The organism is Streptomyces sp. NPDC004752, assembly GCF_053601275.1.
This window is the reverse complement of record NZ_JBSGBN010000014.1, coordinates 57,547-69,159: the sequence shown is the minus strand read 5'-3', so window position 1 is coordinate 69,159 and position 11,613 is coordinate 57,547. Positions and strand designations below refer to the sequence as shown.

The 11,613-nt window shown below is 68.6% G+C and carries 7 protein-coding genes and 4 tRNA genes; 6 read left to right on the top strand and 5 right to left on the bottom strand.

Annotated features, from left to right (window positions below):
- Nucleotides 1-106: 106 nt before the first annotated feature.
- The 4 genes from ACWEKM_RS08600 to ACWEKM_RS08585 all read right to left on the bottom strand — a co-directional run bounded on the left by ACWEKM_RS08600 (nt 107) and on the right by ACWEKM_RS08585 (nt 2,222).
- Nucleotides 107-180, bottom strand: a tRNA-Phe gene (locus tag ACWEKM_RS08600).
- A gap of 25 nt (nt 181-205) precedes the next feature.
- Nucleotides 206-280 (bottom strand) — tRNA-Asp (locus ACWEKM_RS08595).
- A 37-nt stretch (nt 281-317) separates the two neighbouring features.
- Nucleotides 318-390, bottom strand: a tRNA-Glu gene (locus ACWEKM_RS08590).
- 161 nt (nt 391-551) lie between these two features.
- Nucleotides 552-2,222 (bottom strand): metallophosphoesterase family protein, encoded by a 1,671-nt coding sequence (locus ACWEKM_RS08585; RefSeq protein ID WP_451620417.1) that lies wholly within the window; start codon nt 2,220-2,222, stop codon nt 552-554.
- Between the two features lie 83 nt (nt 2,223-2,305).
- On the opposite strand from ACWEKM_RS08585, the gene ACWEKM_RS08580 reads away from it, so the two are divergent.
- The 5 genes from ACWEKM_RS08580 (at nt 2,306) to ACWEKM_RS08560 (ending at nt 7,951) form a co-directional block, all read left to right on the top strand.
- Nucleotides 2,306-2,656 (top strand): metallopeptidase family protein, encoded by a 351-nt coding sequence (locus tag ACWEKM_RS08580; RefSeq protein ID WP_451620416.1) that lies wholly within the window; start codon nt 2,306-2,308, stop codon nt 2,654-2,656.
- Between the two features lie 82 nt (nt 2,657-2,738).
- Nucleotides 2,739-3,275 carry a hypothetical protein gene (locus ACWEKM_RS08575; protein WP_451620415.1) on the top strand — a complete coding sequence of 179 codons (537 nt, stop codon included), beginning with the start codon at nt 2,739-2,741 and terminating at the stop codon, nt 3,273-3,275.
- A gap of 407 nt (nt 3,276-3,682) precedes the next feature.
- Nucleotides 3,683-5,887 carry a DEAD/DEAH box helicase gene (locus ACWEKM_RS08570; protein WP_451620414.1) on the top strand — a complete coding sequence of 735 codons (2,205 nt, stop codon included), beginning with the start codon at nt 3,683-3,685 and terminating at the stop codon, nt 5,885-5,887.
- A 216-nt stretch (nt 5,888-6,103) separates the two neighbouring features.
- A tRNA-Lys gene (locus tag ACWEKM_RS08565) sits at nt 6,104-6,176 on the top strand.
- Between the two features lie 1,142 nt (nt 6,177-7,318).
- The gene (locus ACWEKM_RS08560; RefSeq protein ID WP_451620413.1) at nt 7,319-7,951 is read left to right on the top strand and encodes a DNA-binding response regulator; all 633 of its coding nucleotides are present in this window, start codon (nt 7,319-7,321) and stop codon (nt 7,949-7,951) included.
- 311 nt (nt 7,952-8,262) lie between these two features.
- Here ACWEKM_RS08560 and ACWEKM_RS08555 read toward each other — a convergent pair whose 3' ends face one another.
- On the bottom strand, nt 8,263-8,583 hold the full coding sequence (locus ACWEKM_RS08555; protein ID WP_451620456.1) for a beta/gamma crystallin domain-containing protein: 321 nt from the start codon (nt 8,581-8,583) through the stop codon (nt 8,263-8,265).
- A 1,405-nt stretch (nt 8,584-9,988) separates the two neighbouring features.
- Between ACWEKM_RS08555 and ACWEKM_RS08550 the strand changes: the two genes are divergently transcribed.
- Complete coding sequence (locus tag ACWEKM_RS08550; RefSeq protein ID WP_451620412.1) at nt 9,989-11,611, top strand: ABC transporter substrate-binding protein; 1,623 nt, start codon at nt 9,989-9,991, stop codon at nt 11,609-11,611.
- Nucleotides 11,612-11,613: the final 2 nt, after the last annotated feature.

Here is an 11,613-nt window from a genome sequence, read left to right as displayed (position 1 = left end):
TGGATGCACTCATCGTGAAGCACCGGGCATAGGACGCAGCGCCGGGCATAGGACGCAGCGCCGGGGACAGAACAAGGCCCCGATCCGGAGATCGGGGCCTTCGCTGTGGCTGGGGCCGGGATCGAACCGGCGACCTATCGCTTTTCAGGCGATCGCTCGTACCAACTGAGCTACCCAGCCATCAAGACCTATTGCAAGATCTTTGCGGTCCTGACGGGATTTGAACCCGCGGCCTCCACCTTGACAGGGTGGCGAGCACTCCAAACTGCTCCACAGGACCTTGCGTTGTGTGCGACAGTGTCGCACACGGCGTTGCGTGCCCCCAACGGGATTCGAACCCGTGCTACCGCCTTGAAAGGGCGGCGTCCTGGGCCGCTAGACGATGAGGGCGTACTACCAGGTGCTGCTCTGCTTCGTCCGGGCGTCCACCAGGGGACGGTTGAAGCATGTGACTCCGCTTTCCCCCGAAAGGTTCTGCTTCTCCCTCACTCCTCGCGGAGATCGGGACGGTCAAGCCCTGACCGGTTGCCCTTGGGCACGACGTGACTCTACTACGTCGTTCGGAGCTGGGCCAAATTGGTTAGCGGAGGCCACTCAGGGCTGTCCCCCTCCGGCAGATGGCGGCTGACCTCGGCGGTTGTCAGTCCCAGCCCGCCCAGCTCGATCTCGTCCCATGCCTGGAGGCGTCGGCTGTCCCGGTCGAAGTAGAGGATCGAGGTCTCGATCGGGTCCGGGTGGCTGCCCTCCACGGCACGCAGACCGCTGCCGCCGGTCGACCCCTCGACGCGCAGCCGGGTGCCGTACTTCATGACCTCCGTCTGCTCGTGGTGCAGATGGCCGGCGAGGACGATGGGCACCTCGCCGTCCGTCTCCCGGGCCGCCGACGGCTCGTGGGCGATGGCCACGTCCACCGGTGTTCCGGCCGCCCGCTGGTCGCGCAGCGCCGAGGCCAGCCGGTCCCCGGCCAGCTGCTCCGCCCGGTCGCCGCCGGGCGGAGCCGAGCGGTCGGGCGTGAACTGCGGGTCGCCGATGCCGGCGAAACGCAGGCCGGCCACCGTCCGGGCCCGGCCGTCGTCCAGGACGTGCACGTTCTTCATGCGCTCCAGGTAGCGCTGGGTCACGCGTGAGTCATGGTTGCCGCGGACCCAGACATAGGGCACGCCCAGGGTGGCGATCGGGTCCAGGAAGCCGTTCTCCGCCGCCGTGCCGTGGTCCATGGTGTCGCCGGAGTCGACGATCACGTTCACCTTGTACTGCTCCACCAGTGAGGCGATGATCTTCCAGCTCGCCGGGTTGAGGTGGATGTCGGAGACGTGCAGGGCCCGGATGGTGGTGGGGTCCGGCTGGTAGGCCGGGAGCGTGGAGGTGACGTCGTACAGCTTGGTCACGTTTGTCACCAGACGGGCCAATTCCTTCTGGTAGACGTCGAATTCGGTGACGATGCTGCGGGCGTTGCCGACCACGGAGGGCGCGGAGGAGAGCAGCCCCGAGAACTTGGGCTCCAGGACGGACCTGGGGTTCCAGGTGGCGTACGCCGTGACGCCCGAGGCGGCGAGGAGAGCGAGCGCCAGGCCGCCGGCGGTGAGGGCGCGGCGGGGGCGGCGGTAGACCGCGAGGCCGAGCGCGGTGGCGCCGGCGAGGACGGCGACGCAGGAGCGTACGGCCAGGTCGAGTGTGCCGTGCTCGACGTCCCGGGTGACCTCGTCCTGGAGGCCGGACAGTCGCTCGGGGTGGTCGACCAGGGACTGGGAGCGCAGCGGGTCCAGTTGGTCGACGTTCACGTCCAGGCGGACGGGCGCGACATGGCTGTCGAGGGTCAGCGCGCCCAGCGGGGAGACGTTGATCTTCGTGCCGCCGGTGAGCGAGGGGCGCAGGGTCATCGTCGTGTTCATGGGCCCGATGGGGGCGCGTACGTTGCCGACGATCAGCAGCCCCAGCCAGGCGCCCGCCAGGACCACCGCCGTCAGGCCGAGGGCGCGGGCCCAGGGGCGCGGCCGGGCGGCGAGTTCGAGGGCGGGCAGGTCGCGGGACCTCTTTCGGCCGCGCTTCGGTATGGACGCGATGCGTTTCGGTGCGGGGGCGACGTGCTTCGGTGCGGGAGTGGCGCGCTTCGGTACGGCGGCGGCGCGCCTCGGCATGGCGGCGACGTGCTTCGTTGCGGCGACGACGTGCTTCGTCAGGGAGACGATGCGTTTCGGCATGGAGACGCGGACGCGGGCCATTGGTCCCGTATGCCCAGGCGTGGAAGCGGATATGCGGCGGTCCACGGCTCTCCTGCGGCCGTCCCGTACCGGACAATGGCCCTGTGCTGGAGATGACGCGCGAGGACTTCGAGGAACTGGTCGCCGAGGCGCTCGACCGGATCCCGCCCGAGCTGACGCGGCTGATGGACAACGTCGCGGTGTTCGTCGAGGACGAGCCGCCCGCCGACGACCCCGAGCTGCTCGGGCTGTACGAGGGGACTCCGCTGACGGACCGCGGCGAGTGGTACGCGGGCGTGCTGCCGGACCGGATCACGATCTACCGGGGGCCGACGCTGCGGATGTGCGAGACGCGGGAGGAGGTGGTCGCGGAGACCGAGGTGACCGTGGTGCATGAAATCGCCCATCATTTCGGGATCGGCGACGCCCGTCTGCACGCGCTCGGCTACGGCTGAGCGGCGGACGCGTGTCCTCTTGTGGGCGGCGGGAGTTGGGCAGGTTGACTGCTTCACCCGCCCGCCCTCGGAGGTGGCTCCCGTGCGCCCCTTGTACGTACCCGTCCGTATCGCCGCCACGGTGCTGGCCGTCGCCGCCGCTGCCGCCGGTTGTGTGCACGTCGGCGAGGACGCCGGCCGGGTCGGGCCGTCGCGGTCCGCCGGGCAGCAGGGCGGCAAGGCGCCGGGCGGCGGCTCGGCGGTGTCCGGGGGCGCCGGTGCCGGGAACGCGGGCGCGGAGGGCGGTGACGGCAAGCGTGGGCGCGGCGGGAAGGGGAAGCCCGGGGAGTCGGCGTCCGCGTCGGCCACGCCGTCGGGAGGGGGCAGCGCGTCCGCGACGCCGGCCGGGCCCCGGCGGAGCGAGGGGCCGGGTGATCCGGCGCCGACCGGGGGGCAGCCGTCCGCCCCGCACACGGACGAGCCGACGTCGACGCCGCCGCCTCCGGAGCCGCCCGTCTCGCCGCCCCCGCCGGCGACCGCGGAGCCGTCCTCGTCGGCGCACGAGGAGCCGGGCCCGCAGCTGGTGCAGCGCGAGCCGGCCCCGGCGGCGGGCGTGAGCGCTCCGCTGGGTGGGGTGTGAGTGATGTGCCGCGATGTGTCGTGGGGCGGCTGCGGCGCCGTCGTGGCCGGTCGCTCCCCCAAGTTCTCGGCTTCGCTCGAACAGGGGGGACCCCCATCGCGGCGGAGCCGCATATCGATACAGCCCCGCGCCCCTTTGGGGCGCTGTCGAACCGCAGCTCCGGTTGGGTGGGGGTGTCGGTCTGGTGGGGGTGTCGGTTGGTCGGGGGTCGGGGCTCGGTTTGCCTTGGGGGGTGGTGGGTGCGTATGGTGGTAGATCGTTTGATCCCATTTGCCCGGCGCCATCGCAGAGCGCGCCGTGTGGCGCGTTCTCTCCTTTGCCGTGGCTGACCGCATGAGGCGGTCGTATTGCGCATCACGGAGTTGACGGGCGCGTGCCGACGAGACTCCGGAAGGTTTCGCATTCGCATGTCCGTGTACAGCACCGATCACGTCGTCGTGTCCGAGCACACCGAACACACCGAGGACTCCGAGCACACGGAGGGCAGCTCCGAGCACACGGAGGGCAGCTCCGAGCACACCGAGTCCTTGAAGAGCATCGAGGACGCCCGGACCGATGGGGTGACCGAGGTCGACGAGACCGCTGACACCCCCGAGATCACCTTCGCCGACCTCGGTCTGCCCGAGGGCGTCGTGCGCAAGCTGGCGCAGAACGGCGTGACCGTCCCGTTCCCGATCCAGGCCGCGACCATCCCGGACGCCCTGGCCGGCAAGGACATCCTCGGCCGTGGCCGCACCGGCTCCGGCAAGACCCTCTCCTTCGGCCTGCCCACCCTGGCCGCGCTGGCGGGCGGCCACACCGCGAAGAAGCGCCCGCGGGCCGTCATTCTCACCCCGACCCGTGAGCTGGCCATGCAGGTCGCCGACGCGCTCCAGCCGTACGGCGACGTCGTCGGCCTGAAGATGAAGGTCGTCTGCGGCGGTACGTCCATGGGCAACCAGATCTACGCCCTGGAGAAGGGCGTCGACATCCTCGTCGCCACCCCGGGCCGGCTGCGCGACATCATCAACCGCGGCGCCTGCTCCCTGGACGATGTGCGGATCACCGTCCTCGACGAGGCGGACCAGATGTCCGACCTGGGCTTCCTGCCCGAGGTCACCGAACTGCTCGACCAGGTCCCGGCGGGCGGCCAGCGGATGTTGTTCTCCGCGACCATGGAGAACGAGATCCAGACCCTCGTAGACCGCTACCTCTCCGCGCCCGTCGCGCACGAGGTGGACGCGGCCCAGGGCGCGGTCACGACGATGTCCCACCACATCCTGATCGTGAAGCCCAAGGACAAGGCGCCGGTCACCGCGGCCATCGCCTCCCGCAAGGGCCGCACCATCATCTTCGTCCGCACCCAGCTGGGCGCCGACCGCGTCGCCGAACAGCTGCGCGACGCGGGCGTGAAGGCCGACGCGCTGCACGGCGGCATGACCCAGGGCGCCCGCACCCGGACGCTGGCCGACTTCAAGGACGGGTACGTCAACGTCCTGGTCGCCACGGACGTCGCCGCCCGCGGTATCCACGTGGACGGCATCGACCTGGTGCTGAACGTCGACCCGGCGGGCGACCACAAGGACTATCTGCACCGGGCCGGCCGTACCGCCCGCGCGGGCCGCACCGGTACGGTCGTCTCCCTCTCGCTGCCGCACCAGCGGCGCCAGATCTTCCGCCTGATGGAGGACGCGGGCGTGGACGCCGCGCGCCACATCATCCAGGGCGCCGGTGCCTTCGACCCGGAGGTCGCCGAGATCACCGGCGCCCGCTCCATGACCGAGGTCCAGGCCGAGTCCGCGGGCAACGCCGCTCAGCAGGCCGAGCGCGAGGTCGCCCAGCTCACCAAGCAGTTGGAGCGCGCCCAGCGGCGCGCGGCCGAGCTGCGCGAGGAGGCCGACCGGCTGGTCGCGAGGGTTGCCCGCGAGCGCGGCGAGGACCCGGAGGCCGCGGTGGCCGAGGCCCAGGCGTCGGCGGCCGAGGCGGTGGCCGGGGTGTCCGTGCCGGAGCAGCCGACGGCGCCGGAGGCCGAGCGGCCGGAGCGAGCCGAGCGCGGTGAGCGCGGCGGTTTCAGCCGGGACCGTGACCGGGATCGCGACCGTGACCGGGATCGGGACCGTGGCTTCGAGCGGCGTGAGGAGCGTGGCGGTTTCCGTCGCGATGACCGACGCGATGACCGTCGTCCGTTCGACCGTGACCGTGACCGGGGTGGGCGTTCCTTCGAGCGGCGGGACGACCGGGGCGGTTTCCGTCGGGACGACCGCGGCGGTCGTTCCTTCGAGCGGCGTGAGGAGCGTGGCGGTTTCCGACGCGATGACCGACGCGATGACCGACGGGATGACCGACGGGATGACCGTCGTCCGTTCGACCGTGACCGTGACCGTTCCTTCGACCGTGACCGTGACCGGGGTGGGCGTTCCTTCGAGCGGCGGGACGACCGGGGCGGCTTCCGCCGGGACGACCGGGGCGGGCACCGCGGCAGCGACCGTCCGTTCAACCGGGACCGCCAGGGCGACCGGCCGGGCTTCCGGGCCGGCAGCCACGACCGCCCGTATGGCCGCCGCGACGACCACCGCGGCTCCGGCTCCTTCGGGCGCCGTGAGGACAAGCCGCGCTGGAAGCGCAACGGCTGACGCCGAGTGAGCCACGGAAGGGCCCGTACGACTCCGGTCGTACGGGCCCTTCCGGCGTCGCCGACCAGGTCCGCTGCCGCGCCCTCTGAGGCGTCCCCGGGGAGGGCCCCTTTGACCCGATCGGCAGATTCGGGCAGCGGCTGTCCGGGGCTCGGCTCGTGGTATCGCGGATAGTGCTGTGAAGGCAGCCCGGCCATGCGGCTATGCTGGGCGCGCGGGCCGCTAGCTCAATTGGCAGAGCAGCAGACTTTTAATCTGTGGGTTGTGGGTTCGAGTCCCACGCGGCCTACCTGGACGCCCCCCGGTTCGGTGCTGAGACCGAGCCGGGGGGCGTTGTGGTGCATCAGGCAGTCCTGGTGGAGCGCTGTCGCTACACCGCCACCACATCGTCGCCGCCCCGCTGCCACGCCGCCCCGCCGTCGCCGCCCCGCCGCCGCGAACCGCGCCAAGTCGATCCGTTTGTGGGCCGGGCTTCGTGCACACCGTGTTCGCGCAGACCCCCGAGGGGCACGCGGAGTTGATCGCGACAGCAATGCCCTGACGACACCGTCGTCCGATGACATCGTCGTCGACCGCCTCGCCACCGCTTTACTGGTCGGGATGCGCGAGGGCAATCCCGTCCTCCTGCCCGGCGGCGAGGACGGTCACCTACATCACCACCAGGGATATGACCCAGGGTCTCTCCCCCCTCGAATTCGTGAAGGTTTTGGGAACGGCGGGATATGATTCTGCTTTCAACTTGATTCACCATCCGAGCGCCGTGTGCGATTGCTGGCTGTGGCGAGACGGTTACATCCCCCGGATTTCGGCCGCGTGAATGTGGCGTCGATTGCCTTCCGGTGGCCGGGCGTGGGGAATTCAGGAACATGAGGGATGTTCACGAATTCGCAGTCGGCCGCGGGCGGGGTGACTGGCAGGAACCGGACATGGTCACCACGTGGAGCGATGTTCTTGCACCTCAGAGTGATGGGGGGCGGGGGCGCGCCCGGCGGGTGCCTGCATCTTGCTGTCAGGGAATTGAAACAACTTCCCCTTGGTCTGGTAATGATATCTCGGGAGAGGTGCAGATCGTTGCTGCCTCCGGCTCGGGCATTCGTCAACCATTGTTTGACCATGCTGAATTGGCGGGATAATGTTGCCCCCGCTTTTGGTGGCTTGCGCTGACTAAGTCGCGCGTCGACCAATCCGATGACCGCATTCCCTGGGGCAAGGTCCTGGGGAGTTGCGCCGTCGATGTCGGATTCGTTCGAAGTTGCCGAATACGTGTGATTTGCTAGTACGTAACCGGGGGAACTAGTGATCAATGTTGCTGTTGCTTCGTCAGACCTGCGGGCCCCGTCCGTCGCGACGGGGGCCGCGGAGGTCGAAGAGGCCCTGCTGATGGCCCGAGCGCTCATACAGTCGACTGTCTCTCTCTGTCGGTCCCACCCCATGGGTGGGACCGACGGCATCCACACCAGTGTCTCCTCACTCCGTGACGCCCTCGCTCAACTCCTCGGCCAGGCCCGCCACTCGGTGTGCGTCTCGCTGTCCAGTGCCGATGTGTTCAGCGACACCGTGAGGGAACTGCTGGCCGCGCGGAAGCCCGGCCCGATGGTGCGGGTGCTGCTCAGCGCGCCGATCGCCGACCGCGCCTTCCTCGCCGGCCTGGGCGACTTCGCCGACTCCCGCTTCGAAGTGCGCTGTTCGGAGGACGGGTTGCGCAACGCGGTCGTGGTGGACGGCTCCCAGGCCATGGTCTGTGGTGCACCGGGCAGCGGCGGTCAGGCGACCGTCGTGGCCGACGCCGCGGCGGCGCGTGCCCTGGAGCTGCTTTTCGCGGGTACCTGGTCTCGTTGCCGCAGACTTGACGACCACCTCGCGCTCAGCCCGCGGCTGCGCAGCGAGCAGACCCGTCGGATCCTGGAGCGGTTGCTGGTCGGCCGCACCGACGACGTGGCAGCCCGTGAACTCAGCGTCTCCCTGCGGACCTACCGGCGCCATGTCGCCGAGATCATGCGCGAACTCGGCGCCAGGTCCCGCTTCCAGGCCGGGGCGCGGGCCGTGGAACTCGGGCTGCTGTAGAAGGAGTCCACGTACGTGGCGCGGTGCGGGGGGGCGGGGCGGCCGGGCGCCCCCCCCCCCCCCCCCACACGAAGAACTCGACCAGGGTCTGACCAGGCGCGCTGTCCGGGCAGGCCGGCGACGCGGCTGGCTGGGGTGGGGCCCACCCATTCCGGTGTCGGGGTCGGTGGCAGCTGCGCCAGTCCAGCCAATCGGGAATCACCGCCTGGCACGCGGCCCTTCCCGCTCAGCGCGTGACAGGACGTTGGCGATGCTGGTCACGCCCGCAAGAGCGTGACCAACCCGCTTTCCGGCAGCCGGATGTCAGGCTGTCACAGGATCTGGATAGCGACGACCCTCGGCGGGCGGTTCGGGAAGGTGATGTCGTGCCAGCGTTCGATCTTCACCGAGTCACCGTTGGCGTCGTAGTAGATCAGGTCGTTGTTGCCCGTGGAGATCCGGTCGACCCACCACCCGCCGAAGTCGGTCTTTCCCGCGTTCGCGTAGCAGTCGACGCTCTGCCGGCCGTCGAGGTGCGACCAGATCTTCAGGAAGTTCTCGCCGCCGACGCATTGGACGTGGTCGATGGCGAAGGCAGTGCCGCTCGGCACGCTGACGGTGAACGCGGCTGCTGCGGCGAGCGCCGCGGCCATGGAACATACGGCCTTCTTGCTTTTCGAGATCACAGATTCTCCTTCATACGAAGCCCGGCACAGGGGGGGCGCACCGCCTGGTGAGGGGGCGCGCCGCCTGGTGGCCGGCAGGAATGCGCTGGCTGATGCGGAGAACCGGCCCCTCTCCGCTGGGGAACGCTGCATGGAGACGCTCCCACAACGGAACGATTCGCCTCGTAAAGGAACTTGATGAGTGATCACGTTTTTTGTCTGGAAAGCCACGTTTGCAAGATGCGTAGCGCATCCGGTCTGGGCCGACGCGGCTCAGCGGTTCGTCGAGGTGACGTGAACCGGAGCCGCCACTGTGGGTTATTCGCGGTGATCATGTTGACGCTCCGACGAGTACGGAGGCGACCTGCACTGGGGCAACCTCACCGGAGCACCCCTGTGTCTGCTGGACTGGCAGCGGTGGGGGCTTGTGCCCTTCGGCTATGACGCGGGGCTCCGCCACACCAATAGCCTCCTCGTTCCCGACGTGGCCGCCCGCGTGCGCACGGAGTTCACGGCGGTCCTCGACACCCCCGTCGGCCGAATCGGAGAACTCGCAGCCCTGGCGGAGATGTTGCAAGCCGTAGCCCGTGGCCGTACTCCGACCTTGCACCCCACCTCGTTGCCCGCGCGGAAACCCTCAATGGAGTGCGCCCGCCCGTCCCGGTGTCGATGCGGAGAAGGCCACCGAGGCGAACCCCGATGGCTACAGTGTCGCGCGGTTGTGCCGCGTGCTGGGCATCAACCGCTCCAGCTACTACTCGTGGCTCGCCGCGCGGCCGGCCGTCGCCGAACGTCCGAGGGCTGGTGGTTACCTGGCGACCGTCATCGACCTGGCGACCCGCGAGGTGATCGGATACTCGATGGCCGGCCACCACCGCGCCGAACTGGTCACCGACGCCCTTGCGCATGGCCGCCGACCGCGGCGATCTTCAGTCCGGCTGCCTCATGCACACCGATCGCGGAATCGAGTACACGAGCAGCGAATTCCGATGCGAAACAAGGAAGTTGAACCTATCAGGGGGAACTTCACCACTCCGGTTTCCCCGTTCAGGAGACTGCAACACCGTCGTCACGATACTTCCCGCGCACCCATGTCAACATATCGGCTACGAGATAGCCGTATCCAGCTGTTATCACGCGGCATCCCCACTCCCCCGGCTCGAGCGGCGCCTCATGGTGGCCTGAACTGCAAAGATGCACAGGTTGAGGAGTGTTGATGCGAAGTCAGCCACACCCCACGGGATGTGAGACACAAGCCTTGATACGAGAAGTCTTATGTATCACTGCCACACCTTCGCCTGAAGCAAGTGCAACTACGTAGCGCTGAGCCGTCGTTGACGACCACGCAGCCGCTACCGCTCGCCTCTGAGCCGATCGAGAGGAACAACAAGCCGTGTTCAGTTCACGTCCGTGGCGCCGGCTCGCCGCCGTGGGCGCCATGTCGGCGCTCTTCGCAACCGCAGCCTGCTCGGGGAACGGTGGGCAGAGTGAGGCAGCCGCCAGCGTGGCCAAGAAGGACCGCTACGGAGGCACGCTCAACATCGGCCTCAGCGCCGACCCCGGCGGCGTCGACGCCGCCGTCGTCAACCAGGTCTGGCGCACGGTGGCCCGCTCACTGGCCGACTCACTCGTGTTCTACAACCCCCAGACCAAGAAAGTCGAGCCGTGGCTCGCCAGGAGCTGGACCGTCAGCAAGGACGCACGAACGTATTCGTTCGACCTGCGTGACGACGTGACCTTCCATGACGGCACCAAACTCACCGCCAAGGTGGTCAAGGCCAACCTGGAGAGCCTGAACCGGCCCGGCATCCATTCCAGCGCCAAGACCATCGTGCAGGGCATCAACAAGATCACGACACCCTCGGAGCACCGGGTCACCGTCGAGTTCGCCGAGCCCAACGCCGCCTTCCTGACGTCCCTGTCGCGTGCGTACGTCGGCATCGTCTCGCAGAAGACGGCCGAACTCCCGGTCGAGAAGCGGCAGAAGTGGCTGGACGGCTCCGGCCCCTTTTACCTGGAGGAGTACGTCCCGAACCAGCGCATCGTGCTGAAGAAGCGCAAGGACTACAACTGGGCGCCGAAATACTTCGAGCACAGCGGGTCGGCCTATCTCGACGAGGTCGTCTACAAGATCATCCCCGAGGACTCGGTTCGCAACGGCGCGGTCATCGGTGACGACGAACTCCAGTTCATCTACTGGGTGAACGCCAAGTACGTCTCGCAGCTGAAGAGCGCCGGGCTGACGATCTCCAAGACACTCAACCCCGCGACCGGACTCGAACTGCCGCTGAACACCTCCTCCAAGTTCCTGAAGGACGTGCGGGTCCGCCAGGCGCTCCAGATAGGCGTGGACCGGGAGCAGCTCGTCAAGATCGCCTCGGGTGGCGTGGACCAGCCCGCGACCGGCCCGCTGAGCAAGGCCAACCCCTACTACTCCGACCAGAGCAAGTTCCTCAAATACGACGCGCAGAAGGCGAAGTCGCTGCTGGAGCAGGCCGGCTGGACTGAGATCGGATCCGACGGCATCCGCCGCAACGCGGACGGCGAGCGGCTGTCGCTGCGCGCCCCGCGGGACGACGCGAGCTTTCAGGTCCTCCAGGAGCAGTGGAAGAAGCTCGGCATCGAGCTCGTCCTCGATCCGCCGCTGGACGCCGAGGCGAACGAGAAGCTGCTCAGCGGTGAGTACGACGTCGCCTTCTGGTACGCCTCTTCCCCCGACCCCGATGTGCTGCGAGCCAATTACGGCACGACGGACGGCTCCGACCGGAGTTTCATCGCGGACAAGGACAAGACAGGCAAGGAACTCGACAAGCTGCTCCAGGAGCAGAACCAGACCATCGACAAGGACAAGCGTCAAGAACTGGTCGACCGCGCGTCCCGCATCCTCATCCAGCAGGCGTACGACGTGCCGGTGTCCAACGACGTCGATATCTGGGCCCACTCGCCGCGCCTGCACGACATCACACCCGTCGGGCTCGACCAGTACCTGATCAATGCCTGGCTGGCGAAGAAGTAGAC

Bases quoted from the DNA above. Each gene is read 5' to 3' on its own strand.
- ACWEKM_RS08555 (WP_451620456.1), bottom strand. From the start codon at position 8,583: ATGGCCGCGGCGCTCGCCGCAGCAGCCGCGTTCACCGTCAGCGTGCCG.
- ACWEKM_RS08585 (WP_451620417.1), bottom strand. From the start codon at position 2,222: ATGGCCCGCGTCCGCGTCTCCATGCCGAAACGCATCGTCTCCCTGACG.
- ACWEKM_RS08570 (WP_451620414.1), top strand. From the start codon at position 3,683: ATGTCCGTGTACAGCACCGATCACGTCGTCGTGTCCGAGCACACCGAA.
- ACWEKM_RS08560 (WP_451620413.1), top strand. From the start codon at position 7,319: ATGGGTGGGACCGACGGCATCCACACCAGTGTCTCCTCACTCCGTGAC.